This is a genomic window from Luteimonas sp. Soil_C_5, from assembly GCF_057656615.1.
Genome location: NZ_JBDGKA010000003.1, coordinates 286,288 through 311,196 on the forward strand (window position 1 = coordinate 286,288; position 24,909 = coordinate 311,196).

General features: G+C 68.0%; 27 protein-coding genes. 13 read left to right on the plus strand and 14 right to left on the minus strand.

The features are described 5' to 3' along the window. The first annotated feature begins 42 nt into the window (after positions 1 to 42). On the plus strand, positions 43 to 552 hold the full coding sequence (locus tag AC3A5K_RS09700; RefSeq protein ID WP_487617726.1) for an RNA polymerase sigma factor: 510 nt from the start codon (positions 43 to 45) through the stop codon (positions 550 to 552). Between the two features lie 10 nt (positions 553 to 562). After that, a complete protein-coding gene (locus AC3A5K_RS09705) occupies positions 563 to 1,219 on the plus strand; it encodes a hypothetical protein (protein ID WP_487617317.1) in 657 nt (218 codons plus the stop codon). A gap of 9 nt (positions 1,220 to 1,228) precedes the next feature. On the opposite strand, the gene msrB is transcribed toward AC3A5K_RS09705, so the two are convergent. Together msrB and xth are read right to left on the minus strand one after the other, a co-directional pair. Further along, the gene (gene msrB, locus AC3A5K_RS09710) at positions 1,229 to 1,693 is read right to left on the minus strand and encodes a peptide-methionine (R)-S-oxide reductase MsrB (protein ID WP_487617318.1); all 465 of its coding nucleotides are present in this window, start codon (positions 1,691 to 1,693) and stop codon (positions 1,229 to 1,231) included. A gap of 433 nt (positions 1,694 to 2,126) precedes the next feature. Then, on the minus strand, positions 2,127 to 2,930 hold the full coding sequence (xth, locus tag AC3A5K_RS09715) for an exodeoxyribonuclease III (protein WP_487617319.1): 804 nt from the start codon (positions 2,928 to 2,930) through the stop codon (positions 2,127 to 2,129). A gap of 186 nt (positions 2,931 to 3,116) precedes the next feature. Here xth and copM point away from each other — a divergent pair, with 186 nt between their 5' ends. The 3 genes from copM (at position 3,117) to AC3A5K_RS09730 (ending at position 6,154) form a co-directional block, all read left to right on the plus strand. After that, positions 3,117 to 3,569, plus strand: coding sequence for a CopM family metallochaperone (gene copM, locus AC3A5K_RS09720; RefSeq protein ID WP_487617320.1), 453 nt, complete (start codon positions 3,117 to 3,119; stop codon positions 3,567 to 3,569). A 239-nt stretch (positions 3,570 to 3,808) separates the two neighbouring features. After that, positions 3,809 to 4,729: an alpha/beta hydrolase family protein gene (locus AC3A5K_RS09725; RefSeq protein ID WP_487617321.1), complete on the plus strand. Its 921-nt coding sequence runs from the start codon at positions 3,809 to 3,811 to the stop codon at positions 4,727 to 4,729. A gap of 66 nt (positions 4,730 to 4,795) precedes the next feature. After that, entirely contained in the window at positions 4,796 to 6,154 is a 1,359-nt protein-coding gene (locus AC3A5K_RS09730) for an amidohydrolase family protein (protein WP_487617322.1), read from the plus strand. A gap of 307 nt (positions 6,155 to 6,461) precedes the next feature. Here AC3A5K_RS09730 and AC3A5K_RS09735 read toward each other — a convergent pair whose 3' ends face one another. From AC3A5K_RS09735 to hutU, 6 genes are all read right to left on the minus strand, one after another. Further along, the gene (locus AC3A5K_RS09735) at positions 6,462 to 7,160 is read right to left on the minus strand and encodes a hypothetical protein (protein WP_487617323.1); all 699 of its coding nucleotides are present in this window, start codon (positions 7,158 to 7,160) and stop codon (positions 6,462 to 6,464) included. A 201-nt stretch (positions 7,161 to 7,361) separates the two neighbouring features. Next, entirely contained in the window at positions 7,362 to 7,688 is a 327-nt protein-coding gene (locus AC3A5K_RS09740) for a hypothetical protein (protein ID WP_487617324.1), read from the minus strand. A gap of 171 nt (positions 7,689 to 7,859) precedes the next feature. Beyond that, entirely contained in the window at positions 7,860 to 8,249 is a 390-nt protein-coding gene (locus tag AC3A5K_RS09745) for a hypothetical protein (protein ID WP_487617325.1), read from the minus strand. 60 nt (positions 8,250 to 8,309) lie between these two features. Then, on the minus strand, positions 8,310 to 8,636 hold the full coding sequence (locus AC3A5K_RS09750) for a hypothetical protein (RefSeq protein ID WP_487617326.1): 327 nt from the start codon (positions 8,634 to 8,636) through the stop codon (positions 8,310 to 8,312). A 283-nt stretch (positions 8,637 to 8,919) separates the two neighbouring features. Continuing rightward, positions 8,920 to 9,612, minus strand: coding sequence for a DsbA family oxidoreductase (locus AC3A5K_RS09755; protein ID WP_487617327.1), 693 nt, complete (start codon positions 9,610 to 9,612; stop codon positions 8,920 to 8,922). Positions 9,613 to 9,617: 5 nt separating this feature from the next. Beyond that, positions 9,618 to 11,297, minus strand: a complete 1,680-nt coding sequence (gene hutU, locus AC3A5K_RS09760) for a urocanate hydratase (protein WP_487617328.1) — start codon at positions 11,295 to 11,297, stop codon at positions 9,618 to 9,620. Between the two features lie 109 nt (positions 11,298 to 11,406). On the opposite strand from hutU, the gene AC3A5K_RS09765 reads away from it, so the two are divergent. Further along, a complete protein-coding gene (locus AC3A5K_RS09765) occupies positions 11,407 to 12,171 on the plus strand; it encodes a ThuA domain-containing protein (protein ID WP_487617329.1) in 765 nt (254 codons plus the stop codon). Positions 12,172 to 12,272: 101 nt separating this feature from the next. Beyond that, entirely contained in the window at positions 12,273 to 12,899 is a 627-nt protein-coding gene (locus tag AC3A5K_RS09770; protein ID WP_487617330.1) for a porin family protein, read from the plus strand. Positions 12,900 to 12,971: 72 nt separating this feature from the next. Here AC3A5K_RS09770 and AC3A5K_RS09775 read toward each other — a convergent pair whose 3' ends face one another. After that, on the minus strand, positions 12,972 to 13,280 hold the full coding sequence (locus AC3A5K_RS09775) for a hypothetical protein (RefSeq protein WP_487617331.1): 309 nt from the start codon (positions 13,278 to 13,280) through the stop codon (positions 12,972 to 12,974). Between the two features lie 156 nt (positions 13,281 to 13,436). On the opposite strand from AC3A5K_RS09775, the gene AC3A5K_RS09780 reads away from it, so the two are divergent. The 3 genes from AC3A5K_RS09780 (at position 13,437) to AC3A5K_RS09790 (ending at position 17,128) form a co-directional block, all read left to right on the plus strand. Further along, the gene (locus tag AC3A5K_RS09780; protein WP_487617332.1) at positions 13,437 to 14,705 is read left to right on the plus strand and encodes an alkaline phosphatase family protein; all 1,269 of its coding nucleotides are present in this window, start codon (positions 13,437 to 13,439) and stop codon (positions 14,703 to 14,705) included. 369 nt (positions 14,706 to 15,074) lie between these two features. Further along, entirely contained in the window at positions 15,075 to 16,616 is a 1,542-nt protein-coding gene (locus AC3A5K_RS09785; RefSeq protein ID WP_487617333.1) for an AlkA N-terminal domain-containing protein, read from the plus strand. Further along, a complete protein-coding gene (locus AC3A5K_RS09790; RefSeq protein ID WP_487617334.1) occupies positions 16,613 to 17,128 on the plus strand; it encodes a methylated-DNA--[protein]-cysteine S-methyltransferase in 516 nt (171 codons plus the stop codon). The genes AC3A5K_RS09785 and AC3A5K_RS09790 overlap by 4 nt, the downstream gene beginning before the upstream one ends. Positions 17,129 to 17,196: 68 nt before the next feature. Here AC3A5K_RS09790 and ubiM read toward each other — a convergent pair whose 3' ends face one another. The 3 genes from ubiM to AC3A5K_RS09805 form a co-directional block, all read right to left on the minus strand. Then, positions 17,197 to 18,369, minus strand: coding sequence for a 5-demethoxyubiquinol-8 5-hydroxylase UbiM (gene ubiM, locus AC3A5K_RS09795; RefSeq protein WP_487617335.1), 1,173 nt, complete (start codon positions 18,367 to 18,369; stop codon positions 17,197 to 17,199). Positions 18,370 to 18,433: 64 nt separating this feature from the next. Then, complete coding sequence (locus AC3A5K_RS09800; RefSeq protein WP_487617336.1) at positions 18,434 to 18,934, minus strand: N-acetyltransferase family protein; 501 nt, start codon at positions 18,932 to 18,934, stop codon at positions 18,434 to 18,436. Then, on the minus strand, positions 18,931 to 20,181 hold the full coding sequence (locus tag AC3A5K_RS09805) for a formimidoylglutamate deiminase (protein ID WP_487617337.1): 1,251 nt from the start codon (positions 20,179 to 20,181) through the stop codon (positions 18,931 to 18,933). Before AC3A5K_RS09805 ends, AC3A5K_RS09800 begins: the two co-directional genes overlap by 4 nt. A gap of 60 nt (positions 20,182 to 20,241) precedes the next feature. Here AC3A5K_RS09805 and AC3A5K_RS09810 point away from each other — a divergent pair, with 60 nt between their 5' ends. Beyond that, positions 20,242 to 20,427 (plus strand): hypothetical protein, encoded by a 186-nt coding sequence (locus tag AC3A5K_RS09810; protein WP_487617338.1) that lies wholly within the window; start codon positions 20,242 to 20,244, stop codon positions 20,425 to 20,427. After that, positions 20,417 to 21,637, plus strand: coding sequence for an imidazolonepropionase (hutI, locus tag AC3A5K_RS09815; RefSeq protein WP_487617339.1), 1,221 nt, complete (start codon positions 20,417 to 20,419; stop codon positions 21,635 to 21,637). Before AC3A5K_RS09810 ends, hutI begins: the two co-directional genes overlap by 11 nt. 260 nt (positions 21,638 to 21,897) lie before the next feature. On the opposite strand, the gene AC3A5K_RS09820 is transcribed toward hutI, so the two are convergent. Beyond that, a complete protein-coding gene (locus AC3A5K_RS09820) occupies positions 21,898 to 22,092 on the minus strand; it encodes a 30S ribosomal protein THX (RefSeq protein WP_487617340.1) in 195 nt (64 codons plus the stop codon). 106 nt (positions 22,093 to 22,198) lie between these two features. After that, positions 22,199 to 22,573 carry a MerC domain-containing protein gene (locus AC3A5K_RS09825; protein ID WP_487617341.1) on the minus strand — a complete coding sequence of 125 codons (375 nt, stop codon included), beginning with the start codon at positions 22,571 to 22,573 and terminating at the stop codon, positions 22,199 to 22,201. 95 nt (positions 22,574 to 22,668) lie between these two features. Between AC3A5K_RS09825 and AC3A5K_RS09830 the strand changes: the two genes are divergently transcribed. Further along, positions 22,669 to 24,888 carry a TonB-dependent receptor gene (locus AC3A5K_RS09830; protein ID WP_487617342.1) on the plus strand — a complete coding sequence of 740 codons (2,220 nt, stop codon included), beginning with the start codon at positions 22,669 to 22,671 and terminating at the stop codon, positions 24,886 to 24,888. Positions 24,889 to 24,909: the final 21 nt, after the last annotated feature.

The window sequence follows — 24,909 nt, forward strand, 5'->3', positions numbered from 1 at the left end:
TTCGGACGAACCACCTTCATGACAGACCCGACACGGATCCGGATGGACATCCCGCTGCCCCGCACGCACGACCGCGCCGCATTCGCCCGGCTGCTGCAGGACCACCACGGCATCGTCGCGACCGTGGCAGCCAGCTACTGCCGCGATCCGGACGACCGCGCCGATCTGGCCCAGGAAATCGCCGTGCAGCTGTGGCGCGCCTGGCCGAAGTACGACCCGGCGAAATCCTTCAGCACCTGGATGTACCGGATCGCGTTGAACGTGGCGATCAGCGCGGTGCGCAGCGCCACCGTCCGGCTGCGCCATGCGGTGCCGTTCGACGACACCCTGCACGACCTGGCCGATCCCGCCCCGCACGACCCGCAGGTGGAACAACAGGTCCGCGCCCTGCACCGCTTCATCCACGCCCAGGCGCCGCTGGATCGTGCCTTGTTGCTGCTCTACCTCGACGACCGCAGCCACCGCGACATCGCCGAGATCCTCGGCCTGTCCGAAACCAACGTCGCCACCAAGATCAGCCGGCTGCGCCAGCGCATCCGCCACGAACTCTGAGGATACGCCCATGGAACCCGATGACCTGAAGACCGCCTGGCAGTCGCTGGAAGCGCGTATGGCGCGCAGCGACCAGGTGCAGCTGGCGCAGCTGCGCGAGACGAAGTTGGCGCGGGCGAAAGGCCAGCTGCGCCCGCTGAAGATCGGTCACTGGCTGCAGGCCGCGCTCGGCGTCGGCCTGATCGTGCTGGGCGTCGCCTGCTGGACCCGCAATACGGATGTTGCAGGGCTGCTGGTCGCCGGTATCGCGGTGCACGCATTCGGTGTGCTGACCCTGCTTGGCGCCGCCGCGACGCTGGTCCTCGCCAGCCGCGTCGACTACGCCGCGCCGGTTCTGCAGATCCAGCGCCAGCTGGCTGCGCTGTTGCGCGTCCATGCACTGAACTCGGCGCTGTGCGGCGCGCCATGGTGGGTCATGTGGCTGCCGGTCGTGGTCGCCTTCGCCGGTCTCGGCGCTGCGCAGGCGACGGCAGGCACGCCGACCTGGATCGTCTGGAGCCTGTCCATTGGCGGCATCGGCCTCGCGGCGACCTGGATCCACGCCTGGCGCACTCGCACGCGACTGCTGGCCAAGCCCGAGGGACCGATCGACTGCGCCGACGGCGCGGACGGTATCCGTCGCAGCCAGCGGCTGCTCGACGAAATTGCCGCGTTCGAAGCCGGTTGAGCCGTCCGGTCAGGCCGGGCCGGCCTCCGCACCGCTGCGTGCCAGCGGGTCGGGCAGATCCGCGCTGGCATCCACGAACGACAGCGAGACCGAATTCAGGCAATGCCGCTCGCCGGTCGGCGGCGGGCCGTCGGGGAAGATGTGGCCGAGATGGCTGCCGCAGCGCGCGCAGACCTCTTCCACCCGGATCATCCCGTGGCTGGTGTCGCGGATGCGCGCGATGTGCGCCTCGTCGTAGGGCGCGAAGAAGCTGGGCCAGCCGGTGCCGGAATCGAACTTCGCGCTGGAGCGGAACAGCGGCAGCCCGCACAGCCGGCAGCAGTACGTGCCCTCGCGCTTGTTGTCGAGGAACACGCCGCAGAACGGCGCCTCCGTACCGTGCTGCAGCAGCACGCGCCGCTCGTCTGCGGACAAGCCGGCTTCCAGCGCGGTGCGCTGCTCGGCGCTGGGGGGCGTGAGATCGAAACTGGACATGGCATTCCTCATGCAAGCGCACGGCGCGGACTTTCAGGGTGGTGGCGAGCGTGCGCCGTCTCAACCCGTGGGTGCGTGAAACGGCTGGCGCTCCCTCCTGCGCCACTGCGCCAACCCATTGTGTAGTTCTGCCGCTACGCACCGCGCGCTTCGCCCGCTCGCTCCGCTTTGCTGGCTCGCTTTCCTGGTCCGCTTCGCGCCGCGGGCTCGCACTGCGTTCTTGATCGTCATTCCCGCGCAGGCGGGGCGCTCAACGGATGTACATCCGGTCATCCAACGGACGTACGCCGGGTCATCCAAAGATGTCGCCGTTCGATCGCGTCCAGACCACATGATGCGAAACGGCCCGAGCCCCGACAAGACAAGGCGTCACCGCGTCGACCCGCTTCGCCAGCCCACGAACGCCTGCACAGGCCACCCGCTGACCGCCCCGCTACGCCCCCGCCGGCCGCGCCACCTCCACCCACGTCGGCGCGTGATCGCTCGCCTTGTCCTCCAGCCGCACCCAGCGATCCACCCCGGCTGCCTTGACCGTCTTCGCCAGCACCGGATTGGCCAGCAGATGATCGATCCGCAGCCCCCGGTCGCGCTGCGCGTGCTGCCGGAAGTAATCCCAGAACGTGTAGATCGTCTCGTCGCCGAACACATCCCGCAGCGTGTCCGTCCAGCCCTGCGCCAGCAGCGCCTCGAAGGCGTCGCGCACCTCCGGCTGGATCAACGCATCCTTGCGCCAGGCCTTGGCGTCGTAGACATCGGCATCGGTGGGGATCACGTTGAAATCGCCCATCAGCACTGCCGGATGCGGCAGATCGACCAGCGTCTTCGCATGCGCCTGCAAGCGCGCCATCCACGCCAGCTTGTAGTCGAACTTCGGCCCCGGCTGCGGATTGCCGTTGGGCAGGTACAGCCCGCCGACGACGATGCCGTGCACTGCCGCCTCGATGTAGCGGCTCTGATCGTCCTGTGTATCGCCCGGCAAACCGCGCCGGCTCTCCACGGGCACCGCCCCGCGGCCCAGCAGCGCGACGCCATTCCAGGATTTCTGGCCCTGCCAGATCGCGCCATAGCCCGCCGCCTCCAGCGCCTCGACCGGAAACGTGTCATCGGTGGCCTTGAGCTCCTGCAGCGCGACGACGTCGGGCTTCGACGCCTCCAGCCACGCCAGCAGATGCGGCAATCGCGTCGTGATGCCGTTGACGTTGAACGTGGCGAGCTTGAGGGTCTTCCGGGTGGCCATGACGGGCTCGGGCGCAAAACGCGACGCTAGCCCGCAGCCCCGCGCGCGCAGGTGAAGCGGATGGCGCGCCGTGGACAGCCTCGGTCAATCCGCTGCGACAGACACGCCCGATGCGGCCGCGAGTGGACACGACCGGACCGCGCCGGGCAAGGTGTCGCCCTCCCTGCACATCCAAGGACCGCCTCCATGCGCCTGATTCCCCTGCTGGCGATGACCGCCCTTCTCGCCGCCTGCGCGCCCGACGCGTCCGACACGGCCGCCAGCACCGGCGCAGCGCAGGACACGACGACCGCGCCGGATGCATCGCCTGCAGCCCCGGCCGCTGGAGACGCCACCGCGACCGCCTCGACGCTCGCCTACCAGCGCGTCAACGACACCATGCACGCCGGCATGGGCGCCGGCTTCACCGGCGACGCCGACGTCGACTTCATGCGCGGCATGATTCCGCATCACCAGGGCGCCATCGACATGGCCCACGTCGTGCTCGAACACGGCGAGGACCCCGAAGTCCGCGAACTCGCCCAGCAGGTCATCGCCGCCCAGGAAACCGAAATCGCGCAGATGCAGCGCTGGCTGCAGGCGCGTGGCGTCGACGCCGATGCACCTGCTTCGGATGCCGACGCGCACGCCCATCACTGAGTGGTGGCGCGTTCGACGCGTTCGAGAGCCGCAGGAACGCGACGCGTGAATCGAGGGCAACGCTGATCAAGTCTGTCCCGTTCTTCATTCCCGCGCAGGCGGGCTCTTCAACGGACGCATGTCCGGTCATCCAAGTGCCTGTGTTCTCATTGGTTTGACAGCCTTGGATTCCCGCCTTCGCGGGAATGACAGCTTTTCAGCGTTGCCCTAGAAGTGTCCGACACGACCTGGGGAACGTCATGACCCTCGAAATCGCTTCAATACTTCGCGAGCGCCTCGGCCTCGCGCCGCCTGTGCCCGTCGCGTTTGAACGTGGCGATGTGACCGCGTTCGACGGCTACACCCGACAACGCATCGAATACCGCGGCCTCGAAGGCGACCCCATTCCGGCGTTCCTGTTTGCGCCGACAGCGCAGCGCGCTCACGGCGGCGTCGTGGCCTTCCACCAGCACAACGGCGAGTTCCACTTCGGCAAGAGCGAAATCGCCGGCGATGTCGGCAGTCCGTTCCAGGCCTTCGGCCCGGCGCTCGCGCGTCGCGGACTCGCGGTTCTCGCCCCGGACGCCCTCACCTTCGAGGATCGCCGCGGCCAGGTCAGCGGCGTCGAGCCGCACTACTACGACTGGCTGCAGCACTACAGCGCCATGAGCTACCGCCTGCTCGACGGCGACACGCTGATGCGCAAAGGCCTCGACGATGCCCAGCGGGCGCTGAGCGTGCTGATCGACGCCGCCGAACTGGACGAACGCCGCGTCGGCATCGCAGGCCACTCCTACGGCGGCTACACCGCGCTCTACCACGCCGCCGTCGACCCGCGCTGCCGCTTCGCCTGCATCAGCGGCGCGGTCTGCAGCTTCGACACCCGCCGCCGCGAAGAGACCGGCATCACCCTGTTCGAAGCCGTGCCCGGCCTCGCGCAGCTGGTCGATACGCACGACGTGCTGTCCGCCATCGGCCCGCGTCCGACACTGGTCGTGTCGGGGACCGAGGACAAGTACTCGCGTGATGCGGATCAGGTCGTGGCCAAGGTGGCCGGAGACTTCATTACCGAGCTCCGTGTCGAGCGTGGGCATGTGCTCGATCAGGAACGATTCGACGCGATCGTCGCGTGGCTCGTGCAACGCACCTCTGATGGAAGGCGTTGCGGCGCAGGCAAGTGAACCTGGAACCGTTAGTTCTTCTGGAACCGTTGGTTCTTCCGGTCTGACGCGCGAGCGGGTGGGCCAGTGAATGACCTGTGGCACCTTGCGCATGCGGGCGGCGGATCTACCATCACCTCACTTGCAGACGTGGCGATGCCGATGATCCGATCTTGGGCGGTACGCATGATGGTGGTGGTGGCGGTGGGTGCGGCGTCGATGGCCCACGCGCAGGAACTGGCAATCGTCAATGCGCGCATCCTGCCGGCACCGGATGCGGCGCCCGTCCTCCGTGGCACGGTGCTGGTGCGTGACGGACGGATCGCGGCCATGGGCGATGCGGACGGCATCGTCGTGCCGGAAGGAACGGCGATCATCGATGGCGCCGGCAGGACCGTCGTCGCCGGCTTGTGGAACAGCCACATCCATCTGACCGCGCCGCCGTTCGATGGTCCCGGCGGACAACCCGCGGACGTGCTGTCCGAGGCGCTGTCGTCGGCGTATCTGCACTGGGGCTTCACCACGGTCTTCGATCTCGCGTCGGCGCCCGGGACTGCATTGGCGCTGCGCGCGCGCATCGGCAGCGGCGAGGTCGTCGGGCCGCAGATCCTGACGGCCGATGCGCCGTTCTTCCCGAAAGATGGCGTGCCGAGCTATGTGTCCGGCGACGCGCATGATTCGCTGTCGCTGAAACAGGCCGAGGTGGCGACACCGGAAGAGGCGACCGAGCGCGGAGAGCGGCAACTGAGGCAGGGTGCGGACGGCCTGAAGATCTTTGCCGGATCGATCGTCGGCGGGGAGATCGGCGTGCTTCCGATGGATGTCGACATCGCAACGGCGATCGTCGAGGTCGCACATGCCGCGGGTAAGCCGGTGTTCGCGCATCCCAGCAATCTGGAAGGTATCCAGGTCGCATTCGACAGTGGCGCCGACGTGCTGGTACATACGACGCCGATGGTCGGCGCGTGGCCGGAGGGGCTGGCGGCGCGGCTGGTGGATCGCGGTATGGCGCTGGTTCCATCGCTGAAGCTGTTCGAGATCGAACTGCAGAAGGAGCACGCCCCGCCGGAAGCGTTCGAGTCCGTGCTGGCGGCCGCAAGACAGCAACTCGCAGCCTTCTCCGGCGCCGGCGGCAGGGTGCTGTTCGGCACCGACGCAGGCTACATCGCGTGGTACGACACCCGCGACGAACTCAGACTCATGCACGAGGCAGGTCTCGACTGGCGGCAGATCCTCGCGAGCCTGACCACGACGCCAGCCACCCTCTTTGGACAAGGTGAGCGCAAGGGCAGGATCGCCGAGGGGATGGATGCGGATCTGGTGGTGCTCGGTGGCGACCCGGGAGACGACATCGCTGCGCTCGCGGACGTGCTTTACACGCTGCGCGAGGGAAAGATCGTCTACCGCGCCGACTCCGAACGGCAGGCGCACCCGTCGGCGGACTGATCAGGTCTCCTCCGACAGTCCCAAGGCGGTGGGCAATCCGTGTACGAACTCGCTGGAACCACCCTGACCTGTCGAACGCAGATGCTCGACTTTGTCATGGCACGCAGAGATAAACGCCTGTCTTTCCAACGGAGTTGCCGCCAGCAATGTTGCGCCCAGACTTTCCATCGCCGCGATTGCGGCGTCCTCATTGACAACGTCACCTCCTGACCATCCAGGAAGCACGCCATATCGATAATCGCGGCGCAGAGTACGTCAAAGGGATTACGCGTCTCAGGTGCGAGCGGAGGTGTCATTTGCGGGTGACTCAGCGCCAGAACGCCCACCATGGCTTCGACGGGGCAACCGACGTCACTCGCGGAGCGACCGTCGCTGCCGGCAGACGATGCCTCGGCGCGAATGGCGCGGGCCAACTGGGACTCGAGTTCGCGCCCCCTACGAGTTCAAACGACTCGTACGCGTGCAGATCATCGGACCTGATCCCCGTGAGGTCATCGATGGCCTCGTTGATCTCCAGCATGCCGTCGATATCGGCCTGTTCCAGAAGATGCAGCGCCGAACGGAGCTGCGCCTCGAGTTGGCCCGCTTCGCCCATGCAGTCGAGTTCCTCGGTGCTCACCAGAATGTTCGCGTAAGGCTCAGTCGCAATGCGCGCCACCCAATCCTCGTAAAGCGCGAACTGATCATCTTCCAATGCGGTCTTCATCAGATGCGAGCGCGATTGCAGGCGCTCGACACCGGATGCCCGATCGCAGAGCAGATAGGCATAGTGTCGGGGCAAGTCTTCGTACCTGTCCTCGTTGTCGCTCTCTTGTTCAGCGTCGCCATCGCCGTAATCGACCTCGGCCAGTCGTACGTCGGAAGAACCGAAGAGAAGCAGCCAGAAGATCGGGATTCGCGCAGCGGCCTCGTACTCGACACCACACTGCTTGAAGAACGCGTCCGACTCTCCTGCCGTTGGCATGGCTCGGAAATTGGTGCAGTACAGATAGACACGGTTGGACATTGCAGGTGCCTCGGTCGGGCCGGCGATCGGCGCCGGCTTCGGAGATTTCGTGGCGTATTGCCGAAGGTAAGACCCCGTCCGCCTCGATGATCCGGCAGCCGCAGAGCGAAGCCGGACCAGTCCGACTACGTGGGAATTACAGGCTGGACACGCCCCGAACAGGGACGCTCGATACTCAATAGTGGACCCGAAAGAGGTGCGTCAGCACTCGACTCCGATGAGCCATTGCGTCTCTTCCGTATTGACCTGATCCAGATCGCTTCTGCGTGCGACCGGGGTCGTGCAGCCCCTCGGCTCGATGTACTCCACCGCGATCGATGACGCCTCGTCCCCGGTGAGTGGCGTGTCGGACAACTTGCGGACATGGATGTAGTAGGGACGCTCGAACAGGATGATGTAGCTGTCCAGGATGTAGACCTCGTCATTCTTGCTGATCTCTGCGTGATTCTCGTCGACGAGACTCAATCGGGAGGTATCGATCGTGCCCGCAGCCAGCACGCTGCTGGACACCGCGAAGAGGATGGTCAATGCGACCAGCCTGCGAATTGCATACATAAGAAGCCCCTGTCCCTGTGATGTGCGATAGAAATTTTCGATTCGAAGCGCCCACAGCCCGACCAGCCTCTCGTGACCAGCCGCACCTACCTGGATCGGAATCGAATTTCCGAGCGCCGCGGTGCGCCGTCGGGATATGAGTTGTCAGGCGTCTTCCACCGAAGCCCATTGCGAAAGATCGTCTACCGGCCGCGGCAGGCGCCCTTCCAGCCAATCCGTGACCGTCCCCGGTTTGAACGCTGGATTCTTGGACTCGATAACCCAGGACAGCGACTCCTCGGGTCCGCCGTTGAGATAAGGCGCTGGAGACACGGGCATGAACACGGTCGGCAGCCGCTCGGTGACGGACAGATAGTTGAGTACGCACCCGAGCTCCTGCACGACATGCCAAGCGAGCGGATGAGAGAGGTCAAGCGAGAACTTGACCCACCAATTGCCATCATCGAGCTTTCCAGTGCCAATGGGCGACGGACACATGGCAGGAACACGCCGGAGGTAACGCAGCAGCTTGTCGAAATCTCTTTGATCGCCCATGCCAAGCCAGCCCCCCTCGTGAAGTCGCACCGCCGAAACGGCGTCGGCTTGAATGATTTTTCAGACCGCCCCCGGTGACCGCGTCTCGACCCACCTAGAAGAAAACCAGCTTTGCAGCTTGTAGGCGAACCTCAGAGCATCGGGATAAACAATAGACCGGTCGCCTAGGCCCATTCCTTCGCCAACAACTTCGGCCAGATAGCTGGCGAGATCCTCCACTGAGGATCGCTGCACAAGCAAGTTCACGCAAGGCACGAGATAGAAATCGTATTCGTCCGGCGGGCACTCAGATTCTGGATCTTGATACACACCGATAGGGTCCCATTCTCTCCAGAGGGCGCGGATTTCGTGGATCTGCTGGGAAGCCTTTAGTGGATCAAGTGTCATGATCTTGGTTCGAGGTCCAAAAGCTCGATCAGCTTCGCAGAAGCACCGGTCTACAGGGCAACTGATCTTGGATCAGAGCTCTGCGTTCAATCGGCAGCGTGCCAGTGCCTGAAGCTCCGGAATGAAGTCATCCGGCAAACTGGATGACCGATCAGATACTTTTTCGATTTGCCTCGCGCACATTAAACGGGAATACCCAGATTGCGGACTGCTTGCACCCAGACGCATGCTGATCAGCGAACGGCGGGATCTGCTTGACCCAGACCTTTCATCAAGACAGTCGTTATCCCGGACTTGCGCCCGGCCCCGCCCCGGAAGCATCAGCCGCCTTCCCCGCCACGATCTCCCCCAACGCCCGCTCGAACACCTCCACGGGCTGCCCACCCGAGATCAGGTGCTGCTGGTCGATGATGATGGCCGGCACGCTATTGATGCCGCTGCGGATGAAGAACTGTTCTTCGGCGCGCACGATGTCGGCGTATTCGTCCGAGGCAAGGATCTCGACAGCGCGCTCGGCGTCCAGACCGGCGCTGGCGGCGATGCGCGCGAGGGTCGCGTGGTCCGAGACGTTTTCCGCAGCGCCGTGATAGTCCTGCAGCAGCGCGCGCTTGAGGTCGAGCGCGTGGCCCGACTGTCCGACCCAGTGCAGCAGGCGATGGGCGTCGAAGGTGTTCCAGATGCGCCGGCGCTCGCCGAAGACGACGCCGACTTCCGCGCCGCGGGCCTTGAGGGCGGCCTGGCCGCCAGCGAGCTGCTCGGGCGACATGCCGTACTTGCGCGTCAGGTGCTCGCCGATGTCCTCGCCTTCGGGCGCCATCTGCGGGTTGAGTTCGAAGGGGCGTACGTGGAACTCGACGTCGACATTGTCCGGCAGGCGCGCGAGCGCCTGTTCGAGTGTGGCCAGCCCGATGGCACACCAGGGGCAGACGACATCGGAGACGAAGTCGATGCGCAGCGGCACGCGGCCCGCGGGCACGGCGCTCATGCCTGCACCATCGGCAGCTTGAGGCCCTGTTCCTTCGCGCAGGTCTTCGCGATGTCGTAGCCCGCATCCGCGTGGCGCATCACGCCGGTGCCGGGATCGTTCCACAGCACGCGGGCGATGCGTTTGTCGGCTTCCGCGGTGCCGTCGCAGACGATGACCACGCCCGAATGCTGCGAATAGCCCATGCCCACGCCACCACCGTGATGCAGCGACACCCAGGTCGCGCCGCCGGCGACGTTGAGCATCGCGTTGAGCAGCGGCCAGTCGCTGACGGCATCGCTGCCGTCCTGCATGGCTTCGGTTTCGCGGTTCGGCGAGGCGACGGAGCCGGAATCCAGATGGTCGCGGCCGATGACGATGGGCGCCTTGAGTTCGCCGTTGCGCACCATCTCGTTGAACGCGAGGCCCAGCTTGTCGCGCACGCCCAGACCCACCCAGCAGATGCGCGCCGGCAGGCCCTGGTAGGCGATGCGCTCGGCGGCCATGTCGAGCCAGCGATGCAGATGCGGGTCGTCCGGGATCAATTCCTTGACCTTGGCATCGGTCTTGGCGATGTCCTCGGGGTCGCCGCTCAGCGCCACCCAGCGGAACGGGCCGATGCCGCGGCAGAACAGCGGACGCACGTAGGCCGGTACGAAGCCGGGGAAATCGAAGGCGTTGGTGCAGCCCTCGTCCTGGGCCATCTGGCGGATGTTGTTGCCGTAGTCGACGGTGGGAATGCCGACAGCGTGGAAGGCGAGCATGGCTTCGACGTGCACGCGCATCGAGGCCTTGGCGGCGTCGCGCACGACGTCTGGATTCGCGGTCTGTTCGGCGATCCAGCGCTCGACCGTCCAGCCGATCGGCAGATAGCCGTGCACGGGATCGTGCGCGCTGGTCTGGTCGGTGACGCAGTCCGGACGCACGCCGCGCTTCACCAGTTCCGGCAGCACCTCGGCGGCATTGCCCAGCAGCGCGATCGATTTCGCTTCGCCGGCCTGCGTGTACTTGGCGATGCGCGCGAGGCCGTCGTCGAGATCGGTGGCCTGTTCGTCGACGTAGCGCGTCTTGATACGGAAATCGATGCGGCTCTGCTGGCATTCGATGGTGAGCGAACACGCGCCGGCGAGACTCGCCGCAAGCGGCTGCGCACCGCCCATGCCGCCGAGGCCCGCGGTGAGAATCCACTTGCCGGTCAGGTCGCCGCCGTAGTGCTGGCGCCCCATCTCGACGAAGGTCTCGTACGTGCCCTGCACGATGCCTTGGCTGCCGATGTAGATCCACGAACCCGCGGTCATCTGGCCGTACATCGCCAGGCCCTTGCGATCGAGTTCGTGGAAATGTTCCCACGTGGCCCAGTGCGGCACGAGATTGGAGTTGGCGATCAGCACGCGCGGCGCATCGCTGTGCGTGCGGAACACGCCGACCGGCTTGCCGGATTGCACCAGCAGCGTTTCGTCGTCGCCCAGCGTCTTCAGCGATTCGAGGATCGCGTCGTAGCAGGCCCAGTCGCGCGCGGCGCGGCCGATGCCGCCGTAGACGACGAGGTCTTCGGGGCGCTCGGCAACATCGGGATCGAGGTTGTTCTGCAGCATGCGGAACGGCGCTTCGGTCTGCCACGAGCGGCAGCTGAGCTCGGAACCGCGCGGCGCGCGGATCGTGCGCGAGGGATCGTGGCGCGAAGCGGAGTCGGACATGGAAGGACGTTCCTGCAGGCTGCGTTGCGCCGATTATCGCATCGCATCCGCACGCGTCCTGACGCGCTGCGGCGTGAGTGCCGGTGTACACAACGCCTATGCTCCGCCCATGACCTCCACCTCCCCTCTCCTCACCGCGGCGATGCTGGCCAGCCTCGCCGGCTGCGCATCCTCAGCGCCCGTGGAAACGCCTGTCGCCGCCAGCGACGCCATCCCCGCGCGCGTCCTGGTGTTCACGCGCACTGCCGGCTTCCGCCACGACTCGATTCCGGTGACCGTGGAGACGCTGCAGGCGCTGGGCCGCGAAGCGGGCCTCGAGGTCGATGCCACCGAAGACCCCGACATGTTCGACGACGCCACGTTGTCGCGCTATGCCGCGGTCGTGTTCGCGCACACCACGCGCGAAGTGCTGGAGCGCCCCCAGCAGGCCGCGTTCGAACGCTACATGGCAGCGGGCGGCAGCTTCATGGGCGTACACGCGGCGGCCGACAGCGGCTACACCTGGCCCTGGTACGGCGATCTGGTCGGCGCATGGTTCGCGCGTCATCCCGAAGGCCTGCAGTCGGTGCGCGTGGTGTTCGAGCACGGCGCCGGTCCCGACGGTCTGCAGGACTGGCTGGTCACCGACGAGATCTACGATTACCGGCGCAATCCGCGGTCGTTCGTCGACGTGACTGCGTCGATCGATCCCGCCTCGCATCCCGACGGCCGCATGGGCGACGACCACCCCATCGCCTGGTGCCACCGCAACGCCGGCGGCCGCGCCTGGTACACCGGCCTCGGCCACGATCCGGCGCTGTACGCCTATCCGGTCTTCCGCGCGCAACTGCTGCGCGGGCTGCTGTGGACCACGGGACGCAGCGACGCCTGCTGATGACGTCGCGCGCACGCGCGCGCTAGACTCCGCGCCCCGCCGAGCGCGGGGTATCGCGCGGACCGATTCCGGCCCGCGTGTTTTCATCGACAGGGGACAACATGATCAAGTTTGGACGCGTGGCGCTGGTCGCCATCGCAGGTGTCCTGGCCGTGCCGTGCGCACAGGCCCAGGGTGGTTTCTTCGTCGGCGTGCAGGCCGGCCGGGCGACGCTGTCGGACACCGGTTTCAGGGACGATACGAGCAACACGCAATCGATCGGCGCGGGCTACCGCTGGCAGGCCGGCGCATCGCCGGTGCTGATCGGCGTGGAAGGCGGCTACGGCCGGTTGGGCGAGATCGGCGAGACCTTCGCCATCTCCGGCGTCTCCGAGCGCCGCGAGTTCGAGGCCGACTACGGCTATATCGGGGCGAACGCACGCTTCCAGTTCGGCGCCGACAGCCGCTGGTTCGCGCTGGCGCGCGCCGGCTACATGGCCTACGACCAGGAGTTCCGCTACCGCTTCGAAGCGCCCGGCATGCGCGAAGAAGGCCGCTTCAGCGACGATGGCGGCGGCGCGTACTTCGGCCTGGGTGTCGGCATGGACGTGACCCGCAACTTCAACGTCAATGCGATGGTCAACGGCTATGCGTACTCGTCGATCTACCGCGACGGCAACCGCTACCGCTTCGACGACGACGTCAGCACCGCGCGCACGGTGACGCTGGGCGCAGAACTCCGCTTCTGAGTTCCGGCGCAGGCATCAAAAAAGGGAGTGCGCCTCGGGCGCACTCCCTTCCAGTGCCATCGATGCCGGTCCTCAGAAGACCGACGGATCCAGACGGCGCAACGCGTCCTTGACGTCGGCCGAGCCGGTGCGTTCGATGTCCTCGCGGCTGTAGACCCGGCCGCCACCGCTCACGCATTCCTGCTCGGCGCGCCTGGAACGCGCATTGGCGTTCGCCGTTACGCGTGAACCGGTTTCGCGCACGCAGAAACGGTCGGATGCGCTGGCGCGCTGGCCGCGGATTTCTTCTTCCTCTTCCCGCTCCTGCGCCTGGGCGACATGCGAGACCGCACCGAAGGCGAGTCCGGCGCACATCGCGACCATCCATACTTTGCTGTTCATCGCGCACCTCCCGGGTGCTGCCAGTGAGTGGCGCCACGATACGCCGCCACCCGTCTGCTGTGGTCTGGATTGCCTGAACGTTCAGCCTGCGCGCATCGCTCACGCTGCGGGCGTGGGTGCGGACGAAGCGTCATGAAGCCCCGGTATCATGGCCGCATGCCCGATGTTGTCCGTGTGCGCGCTGCGGCGCTGCTGTCCATGCTGTGGCTCTGTGCCTGCAGCACGCTTCCACCCACCGCGCCGACCGGTGCCGTCCCGGCCGCCGATGACGATCCGCCGGTGCTGGTGCTGATTTCGCTCGATGGTGCGCGACCCGACGCACTGGGCCGCGGCGACACCCCGACGCTCGATGCGCTGGCCCGCGACGGCGTGCAGGCCTGGATGCGGCCCTCGTATCCGTCGCTGACTTTTCCCAACCACTACACCCTCGTCACGGGTCTGCGGCCGGACCGGCACGGGCTGATCCACAACGCGATGTACGACGAGGCGCTCGGCGATTTCCGTCTGTCGGACCGCGACGCCGTCGGCAACGGCGACTGGTACGCCGATGGCGAGCCTCTCTGGGTGACCGCCGAACGCGCGGGCCTGCCCACCGCCACGCTGTCGTGGCCCGGCAGCGAGGCCGCCGTGCGCGGCGTTCGTCCGGCGCGCTGGTTTCCGTTCGACGAAACCCGCCCGATCGATACGCGCGTGGACACCGTACTCGGCTGGCTGGACGAACCGGCGACCACACGGCCGCGCCTGGTGACGCTGTACTTCGAACATCCTGACAAGGCCGGCCACGACCATGGCCCCGGCTCGCCGCAATACCGGGCGGCGATGCGCGTCGTCGACACCGCTTTGGCCCGGCTGGTCGACGGCCTGCGGACGCGCGGCACGCTGGACCGGGTGAACCTGCTGGTGGTGTCCGACCACGGCATGGCCGAGGTGCCGGAGGGCCAGGTGATCACGGTGGAATCGATGGCGTCGATGACGGAAGCGCGCATCGTGTCCACCGGCCAGGTGATCGGCATCGTGCCGAACCCGGGCTTCGAGGCGCGCGTGGCCGACCGCCTGCTCGGCGCACACGCCCAGTACGACTGCTGGCGCCGCGAGGCGATGCCGGCACGCTGGCAGTTCGGCCGCCATCCGCGCGTGCCGCCGATCGTCTGCCAGATGCACCCGGGCTGGGACGCGATTCCCGAAGAGGCGCTGGCGCGCCGGCCGCAGCGCACCCGTGGTTCGCACGGCTACGATCCGGCGCTGCCGGAGATGCGCGCGATGTTCGTCGCGCATGGCCCGGCGTTCCGCCGCGGCGTGGTGCTGGACGGCTTCGACAACGTCGATCTGTATCCGCTGCTGGCGCGGCTGATCGGCGTGACCGCCGAAGACAACGATGGCGATCCGGCGACGCTGTTGCCTGCGCTGCGCGAGACGGCGCGTTGAGCGGAGTTGAATGCGGTGCAATGCGCGTCACCTGTAGCGCTGGCGCGGGCACGGTTTGACGGCATGTCGTGCGGGGACGCTGGCGGCCGCGCCACTGACGCCTGAATGATGCAATCCGGCGCGTTGCTGACGGCAGCGACGGGCGTCCGGAGGCGTTCGCGCTATGCAGATGCTGAGAACGATGCGCCGGTGCACACCGAGCGCGCCATCCAGGAAACGCTTCATTCGATCCGAAGCACGTGATGCGCACGCGTCCGATCGCCCGTCCTCGGCAGCGTTCCGATCAGCACGCCCGCACGCACCGGACCACCCGACATCGATGTCCGAATCCGGCCAGTCCAAACACGGCGCCGGTGCTAGCCTGCGTGCATGTCGACCGTGCCTGCCCTGCCCGACCCCGCCGTCTGCGAACAGGCGCGCCTGAGTCGCGATGCGCGGTTCGACGGCCTGTTCTTCACCGCGGTACGCACCACGGGCATCTACTGCAGACCGGTCTGCCCGGCGCCGGCGCCCAAGGCAGCCAACGTCACCTATTACGCCAATGCAGCCGCCGCCGAAGCCGCCGGGTTCCGCCCGTGCCTGCGCTGCCGGCCGGAGCTGGCACCCGCCGATGGCAGCTGGCATCGCGGCGACGACATCGTCGCGCGTGCGCTGGCCTTGATCGACCAGGGCGCGCTCACCGATGCACCGCTGGCCGATCTGGCGCAGCGGCTGCACATCGGCGAACGCCAGCTGCGGCGCCTGTTCGTCGACCGTCTCGGCGCCGCGCCGGTCGGCGTGCACGGCACGCGGCGCCTGCTGTTCGCCAAGCAGTTGCTGACCGAAACCGCGTTGCCGATCACCGAGGTCGCGTTGGCAGCGGGCTTCAACAGCCTGCGCCGCTTCAATGCCGTGTTCCAGGACGCCTACCGCATGCCGCCACGCAATCTGCGCAAGGCGCCGCGCGAATCCACCGGCGATGCGCTGACGCTGCGTCTCGGCTACCGCCCGCCCTATGACTTTCCGGCGATGCTCGATTTCCTGCGCGGCCGTGCGCTGCCCGGTATCGAAGTCGTCGACGAAGCCGCCTACACCCGCGTGATCGGCGATGCGGACACGCCCGGATGGCTGCGCGTGGAGGCCTGGCCGGGCATGCGCACCGATCCGGCACCGGCCGCGCTGCGCCTGCAGCTGCACGGCTGCCCACCATCGCGCCTGCAGGACACCGTGCAGCGCGTGCGCCGCATGTTCGATCTCGACGCGGATCCGGACACCATCGCCGCGCATCTCGGCCACGACGCGCGGCTGGCGCCGCTGCTGCGCGCACGGCCGGGCCTGCGCCTGCCGAGTGGCTGGGACGGATTCGAGATCGCGGTCCGCGCGGTCATTGGCCAACAGGTCAGCGTCGCCGCCGCGCGCACGCTGACTGCTCGGCTGTCGCAGCGCTTCGGCACGCCATTGCCGGAGACCTTTGCCGCGCAGGGTTTCGCGCATCTCTTTCCGACGCCGGATGCGCTGGTCGATGCCGACTTCGACGGCCTCGGCCTGATCGGCAGCCGTATCGCGACGATCCGTGCCATCGCTGCCGCGCTGCTCGACGGGCGCGTGGATTTCGATCGCGCACGCACACTCGACGACTTCGTCGAACGCTGGGTCGCCTTGCCCGGCATCGGCCCATGGACCGCGCAGTACATCGCGCTGCGTGCGCTCGGCCATCCCGATGCGTTTCCCGCCGAGGATCTCGTGCTGCAGAAGATGCTGCCAACCGATGGCACACGTATGACCGCCAAAGCGCTGCGTGCGCACGCGGGCGCCTGGCGGCCCTGGCGTGGCTACGCGGTCTTCCATCTGTGGCGCGAAGCGTCTGCATCCACACCTGTGCGCACCACGCCGTCGACGCGCGCACGTTCCACCCGGAGTCCATCGCCATGAGCCCAGACACCACCACGGTGTTCACCCGCACCATAGCCAGCCCGGTGGGCCCGCTGTTTCTGGCCGCCTCCGATGCAGGCCTGCACGCCGTCGAGTTCGCCGAGCACAGGCATCCGGTGCCGCGCGGTGACGATTGGCGCGATGGCGCGCATCCGGTACTCGATACGACCGCGCAGCAACTCGCCGACTACTTCGCCGGGACGCGCCAGACTTTCGACCTGCCGTTTGCCGCACGCGGCACGCCGTTCCAACGACAGGTCTGGGAGGCGCTGACGCGCATTCCCTACGGCAGGACCGCGAGCTACGTCGAACTCGCCCGCATGGTCGGCAAGCCCGGCGCCAGCCGCGCCGTCGGCGCCGCGAACGGCCGCAATCCGCTGTCGATCGTCGTGCCCTGCCACCGCGTCATCGGCGCGGGCGGTGCGCTCACCGGGTTCGGCGGCGGCCTGCCGACCAAGGAATTCCTGCTGACACTGGAAGGCGCCTGGCCGCGCGCGGATCGTCTTTTGTAGAAGACGCGCGAGGCTGCGATGCCGCCAGTCCAGTCCAACAGCGCGGAGTCACCTTGCCCCCGCCGCCTTCAGCGCGCCTGGGTCAGATGTCCGGCGATCAACCGCCGGAACGGCGCGATGCGCTGGGCGATGCGGAGCGTCGCGCCCCGCAGCAAGCGCGCAGGCGCGCGGTCGTCGGTGTAGAGACTGGCGACCAGTCCGGTCGCGGCATACATCGGCCAACTCGCCGCGCGGTGCGCACGCGCCCAGCGTTCCAGCAATCCCGAGCCGGCGATATCGCGGCCCGCCGCGTGGGCTTCGCGGATCAAATGCGCCAGCCGGTCCGCGCCCTGTAGCCCGAGATTGAATCCGTGCGCGGTGACCGGGTGCATGCCGACAGCGGCATCGCCCAGCAAGGCGGCGTGCCCGGCGACGAACCGGTCCGCGTAGACCCCGACCAGTGGATAGACATGCCGCGTGCCGATCGTCGTCATCGTGCCGAGCCGGTCGCGGAAGCGGCGCTGCATGTCGGCAGCGAACGCCGCATCGCCGAGCGCTTCGACCTCGGCCATCTGTTGCGGCGGCAGGGTCAGCACGACCGAGGCGCGGTCGCCGTTGAGCGGCAGCAGCGCCAGCGTCTGCCCGTGATCGAACCATTCCCAGGCCGCGTGGTGGTGCGGGCGCGTGTGCGCGACACGGCACACCAGCATGCGCATGCCGAAATCGCGCGTGCGCGCGCCGATGCCGAGCATGCGCCGCACCGCCGAGAACCGGCTGTCGGCGGCGATCAGCAGACGCGTCTCGACGCGCGTGCCGTCCTCCAGCACAAGCGTCACGCCGCTGGCGTGCTGGACGACATGGCGCACCGCTGCATCGCCGTGCACGGTGGTGTCGGGCGCATCGGCCACCACGTCGAACGCGGCCTGGCGGATGCGCTGGTTCGGCACCAGCCAGCCGAGCTGCGCACTGCGGCCGTCGCGCGCGGTGATCGTGAGACCGTCGCTGCGCTCGCCGTCGAGAATGCGCGCGTCGCGCAGGTCGGAGATGTCGGCCGGATCGAAGCGCGCCCAGAGACCGAGGCGTTCGAGGATGTCGCGCGAAGCATGCGTCAGCGCGATCTCCCGTCCGTCGAACGCCGGCTGCGCGATGGCCGCATGCGCCTGCCGCTCGAACAGCGCGACCTTCAGCCCGCTGCCCGCCAGCGCGCGGGCGAAACACAGCCCGACCGGTCCGGCTCCGACGATGGCGATGTCGACCTGCATCTGCGACTCCCGAGTGGAAGCGCGCAGGATATCGGGTGACACGTTCGCGACGCGTTGCGCAGGATCAATCGCGTACGAAGCGTTCTCGCGTCGCGGCGTCCCGGCGCGCAGTTCCGGACGCGCGGCGCAGCGTCAGCACGCCGACATCGACGCCGTTGTACGACGCCCGGTAGTGTCCGCCACGTTCGAACCCCGCGCGCCGGTACAGAGCGATGGCGACGGTGTTGGAGGCGACGACGTCGAGTTCGACCTCGCCGGGCAGGTCGGCGAGCATCCGCACCAGCAACGCAGCGCCGACGCCACGCCCGCGCGCGGGCGGATCGACGAACAGCATGCCGACACGACCGGGCGTGCAGGCACCGAAGCCCAGGACCTCGCCCTCCACCGCGACGAACACGGTCGACGCTTCGAGCGCGGCCAGCCGGTCCGGATCTTCGGGCAGCGGCAACAGCACGGGTACGACCGGTTCGCCGGCCAGCTCGTCGAGTTTGGCGCGCGCGTAGATCGCGACGATCGCGGCCTGGTCCTGCGGACCCGCGCGGCGGATCCGCAGACCGCGGCTCATGCCGCGTCCAGCAGCCGGCGCATGGCGACGGCATAGTCGACCGCGGCGGCATCGTGCAGCGCATGCCGGCCATCGGCCACGACCTGGCGGCCCTGTACATGCACCTCGCGCACCAGCGGCCGGTTGCCGGAGAAGACCCAGCGGTCGACGACATCGGCCGCGCGCGCGCCGGCCAGCAGCGGTGCATCCGCATGCAGCACGATGTGATCGTCAGCCGCATCGAAACCGCTGGATGCCGCCGCGCTGCGCACCACGCCGTCGAGCAGCGTGTCGCCGACGCTGGGCATGCCCGGGCCCACGGCGATATTGCGGCGGCGCGTCGCCAGCCGCTGGCCGTACTCGAGCCAGCGCAGTTCTTCGACCGGCGATATCGAGATGTGCGAATCCGAGCCGATGCCCCAGGCGCCGCCGGCGTCCAGATACGCGCGCAGCGGAAACAGCCCGTCGCCGAGATTGGCTTCGGTGGTCGGGCAGATCGCGACCGTCGCACCGCTGCGCGCGATGCCTTCGATTTCTGCCGTGTCGAGATGGGTTGCATGGACGAGAGTCCAGCGCGCGTCGACATCGGCATGGTCCAGCAGCCACGCGACCGGTCGCGCGCCGCGCACGGCGATGCAGTCGTCGACTTCGGCGATCTGCTCGGCAATGTGCACGTGCACGCGCGCATCCGCAGGCAGCGCGGCGAGCACAGCGTGCATCGCGTCGGCAGGCACCGCGCGCAGGCTGTGCAAGGCGCAGCCGACGCGCAGTCCGGCGTCCTGGCGCGCATGCAGATCGGCGAACAGGCGCAGGTAGCCGTCGACATCGTGGCCGAACCGGCGCTGGCGCTCACCCAGCGCGCGGCCATCGAAACCACCGCTGACGTAAAGCACCGGCAGCAATGTCAGGCGGATGCCGGTCGCACGCGCAGCCTCGATCAACGCATCCGACATCGCGCTGGCGGGCGCATGCGGCCGGCCATCGGGCGCGTGATGCAGATAGTGGAATTCGCACACGGTCGAATAGCCGGCCTCCAGCATCTCGACATACAGCTGGGTCGCGACCGCGCGCAGCAGATCCGGATCGAACCGCGCCGCCATCCGGTACATGGTCTCGCGCCACGTCCAGAACGAATCGGCGGGATCGGTCTGCACTTCCGCCAGCCCGGCCATCGCACGCTGGAACGCATGCGAATGCAGGTTGGCGATCGCCGACAGGCGCCAGCCCGCAGCGCTGCGCTGGACGTTGGATTCGACAGCGTCGGACATCGGCGGCGGTGTTCCGGAGGGAGTGCGTTAGGCTAGCGGTCTTTCGTCGGGAAGACACGAATGAGCGGTTCCCACCTGGCGTTGTTCGCCGCGTTGATTGCCGTGTTCGGCGGTCTGGTCGCGGTGTTCATCGCACTGTCGGCGGCGCGCAAGCCGCGTCTGCCTGCAGGGCACACGCCCGTGCAACCGCCACTCGGCGATGTTGATGTGCGCAATGACGGTTCGAGGGTCGACGATGACCGCTGAGCGCTGGGACGGCCTGCTGGTCGGTCCGACCCTCGTCACGCTGGATGGCGACGCCGGCTATGGCCTGATCGAGGACGGCGCCCTGGGCTGGCGCGATGGCGTGATCGTGCATGTGGGCACCCGTGAGGCCCTTCCCGATGCACCGGACCGTCTGGCCTCGCAGGTGATCGAGGCGACCGGCTGCGTGACGCCGGGACTGGTCGACTGCCACACCCATCTGGTGTTCGCCGGCGATCGCGCCGGTGAGTTCGAACAGCGGCTGCAGGGCGCGAGCTACGAGGCGATCGCCCGCAGCGGCGGTGGCATCGTGTCGACGGTACGCGCAGTGCGTGCGGCCGACGAAGACACACTGCTGGCGCAGTCGCTGCCGCGTGCGCGCGCTCTGGTCGCCGATGGCGCGACCACGCTGGAGATCAAGTCCGGCTACGGGCTGGACTTCGACAACGAACGGGAGATGCTGCGCGTCGCACGGCGCATCGGCGAGGTGCTCGGCATCACCGTGCGCACGACCTTCCTCGGCGCGCACGCCCTGCCGCCGGAGTTCGCGGATCGCCCCGATGCCTACATCGATGCGGTCTGCGACTGGCTGCCCCGGCTGCACGCCGAAGGCCTGGTCGACGCGGTGGACGCGTTCGCCGAGCGCATCGCCTTCAGCGCGGCGCAGACGCGGCGCGTGTTCGAGGTGGCCCGCACGCTGGGCCTGCCGGTGAAGCTGCATGCCGACCAGCTCAGCGACGGCGCCGGCGCGGCGCTGGTGGCCGAATTCGGCGGGCTGTCGGCCGACCATGTCGAGCACACCTCCGAAGCCGGCGTCGCCGCCATGGCCGCCGCCGGCACGGTCGCGGTGCTGCTGCCCGGCGCCTTCCATGTGCTGCGCGAGACGACGTTGCCGCCGCTGGACGCGTTCCGCGCGGCCGGCGTGCCGATGGCGGTCGCGACCGACTGCAATCCGGGCACGTCGCCGTTGCTTTCGCTGCGCCAGGGCATGCAGCTGGCCTGCACGCATTTCCGGATCACGCCGGAAGCCGCACTGCGCGGCGCGACCGTGCACGGCGCGGAGGCCCTCGGCCTGGCCGACCGCGGCCGATTGGCCGTGGGCCAGCGCGCGGATTTCGCCTGCTGGCAGGTCGGCCATCCGGCCGAACTCACCTACTGGCTGGGCGGCCCGCTGCTGGCGCTGTCGTATGCCGCGGGGCGGCGCCTGGTCTGATCGACCGAGCGTGCCGGCGCTGCCTGGCCGTGTGCATCCGCGCAGCCTGGGAGCCGGACTGCGCCCTCAGCCTGCGGACACGATGCAATCCGCACGGATGCGTGGATGCGCGCCAGCCCACGATGGTCGGCCCGAGGCAATCGTCTTCACCGACGCGACCTGCAGCGCCACTGCAGACACCGCGTCCGATCGACGCGCCCACCCTGGAACGCGAAAGCCCCGCACAGGCGGGGCTCTCGGCGGTGCAGCGCGGCGGCGGTTTACTCGGCCTTCGGCGCAGCCTTCTTCGCGACGGCCTTCTTGGCCGGCGCCTTGGACACGGTCTTGGTCGCGGCCTTCTTCACGACCGGTGCGGTCGCGGTGCCGGCGGCCTTGACGAGGCCCTTCGAACGGGAATTGCCATAGCTCGCGTTGTAGCGCTTGCCCTTGAGGGTCTTGCGGTCGCCCTTGCCCATTGTCTGCTCCTGATGTGCTGCGAATTGAATGCGATAGACGCGAAAGTGCGCCGCACGGGCGCACAAGGCCGCGGAGTCTAGCACGCGGCCGGATCGGTGAAGCCGCTCAGCGCGCCGCGCGGGCGTGGGTCAGCCGCAGGTTCAGCAGATGCGCGCCGGCCAACAGCAGGCCGCCGATCGTCATCACCACCGCGTGGGTGACCGTGTGATCGTGCAGATGCGTGAACGAGCCGGCCCAGACCAGCGCCAGACCCGGCACCAGCAGTGCCCAGGCGTGGAAGGCGCGATGGCGGCGCCAGCCCAGCGTCAGCGTGGTCGCGCCCAGCAGGGTGGCGAACACGACGAACGCCTGGTCGATGTCGACCCAGCCGCCCACGTTCAGACCGAACGCCGGCAGCAGCGCCAGCGCCACAGGCAGCAGCGCGCAGTGGATCGCACAGAGGAACGACGCGGCGAAGCCGACGCGGTCAGCGCGCTGCAAGGTGGAATTGTGTGCAGGCATGTCTTTTGGGGGGTGCGGGGATTTGCGTAACATTATAACATTCCCTCTTCGCCCACCAGTGTACTGCATCCGCAATGACCAGAAGCCGCCGTTCCGCCCCCGCCCCGACCCGCCTTGCCATCGCCGTCGCCCTGCTGCTGCCGGCCACCGTGTTCGCCCAGGCCACCAGCCAGACCCATGCGCATCCGACCACGCTCGACCGCGTGCAGGTCACCGCCACGCCGCTCGGCGGCGACGCCGAGAATCTCGCGCACCCGGTGGAGGTGCTGTATGGCGACGCGCTGGAGGATCGCAAGGCCGGCAATCTCGGTGACACCGTGTCCTCGCTGCCCGGCGTGCAGAGCGGCTTCTTCGGCACCGGCGTCGGCCGGCCCATCATCCGCGGCCAGGAAGGCCCGCGCGTGCAGGTGCTCTCGGGCGGCATCGGCAGCATGGATGCCTCGACGGTCAGCGCCGACCATGCGGTCAGCATCGAGCCCTTCCTCGCCGACCAGATCGAAGTGCTCAAGGGTCCGGCCAATCTGCTGTACGGCAGTGGCGCGATCGGCGGCGCGGTGAATGTGGTCGACGGTCGCATCGCACGCGAAGTGCCGGACCGCCCGATCAGCGGCCGCGCCGAACTGCGCGCCGCCAGTGGAAATGGTGAGCGCAGCGGCATGTTCCGCCTCGACGGCGTCAGCGGCGACAACCTGGTGCTGCATGTCGACGGCCTGGTCCGCAACACCGGCGACTTCGACATTCCGGGCTTCGCCCAGGTGCCGGAGGATCACGATCATGATCACGACCACGCGCACGGGGACGAAGAAAACGCCTTCGGCACCCTGCCCAACAGTTCCATCCGCACGCGCGCCGGCGCCGTCGGCGCCACGTATTTCGGCGAACGCGGGCATCTGGGCGTCGCGGTGAGCACCTACCGCACCAATTACGGCCTGCCGGACGGCGCGCATGTGCATGCCGAGGGCGATAGCGGTCATGATCACGATCACGACCATGATCATGACCATGACCACGACCATGACCACGGCGGAGACGAGCACGCGCACGACCACGGCTCGGTGCGCATCGACATGGTGCAGAACCGCGTCGACCTGAAGGGCGGCCTCTACGATCCGCTGCCCTTCCTCAGCGCCCTGAACGTGCGCGCGGCCTACAACGACTACGAACACGTCGAACTCGAAGGCGGCCTTGCGGCGACGCGGTTCACCAACAAGGGCACCGAGGCGCGCATCGAAGCCGTGCAGAAAACGTTCAATGGCTGGGATGGCGCATTCGGCCTGCAGATCGGGCGCGCGGATTTCAGCGCGGTCGGCGAAGAAGCCTTCGTCCCGCCGAGCGTGACCGACACCCTGGGGCTGTTCGTTGTGCAGGAGAAGGAATTCGGGCCGGTGAAGCTCGAATTCGGCGGCCGCCACGAGCGCGTCGAGATCGATCCGGTCTCGAACGAATCGCGCAAGTTCAGCGCCAGCAGCCTGTCGGGTGCGGCGATCTGGCATCTGTCGGACGTCTTCGACCTGCGCTTCGGCGCCGACGTCTCCGAGCGCGCGCCGACCAACGAGGAACTGTTCGCCGCCGGCCCGCACATCGCCACGCGCTCGATCGAGATCGGCGATGCGGATCTCGACACCGAGCGCGGCCAGCGCCTGGAAATCGGCCTGCACGCGCACACCGACCGGGTCGAGTTCAAGGCCGCGGTGTACCAGACGAAGTTCAAGCGCTTCACCTACCTCGCCGACACCGGCGTCGCCGAACAGGGCTTCCCGGTACGGCTGTGGACGCAGGGCGATGCGACCTTCCGCGGTGCGGAGGCCGAGGCGAAGTTCCATCTGCTGGAATCCGATGCCGGCGATTTCGACCTGCGCCTGTTCGGCGACATCGTGCGTGCCGAACTCGACGGCAGCGGCACCCGCCACGTGCATTTCGACGTCCCGCACGGCGACCACAGCCATCACTACCACGCCGACATCCCGCTGGGCGGCGACCTGCCGCGCATCGCACCGTCGCGCATCGGCGCCGACATCAACTGGACCCTCGGCGGCTGGCGCGCGAACGTCGGCGCGGTGCGCTACCAGAAGCAGGACCGCGTGGCCGCGCTGGAAGACGCGAGCGCGGGCTACACGCTGGTCAATGCCGGCGTCGCCTGGCGCGTCGGCGAACTGGATGGCACCCAGTGGGAGCTGTTCCTCGACGGCCGCAACCTGACCGACGAAGAAGCCCGTCCGCACACCTCGCTGCTGCGCGACTTCGCGCCGCTGCCGGGCCGCACCATTGCCGGCGGCATCCGCGTCTACTTCTGATCGGCACGATCCTGCAGACAG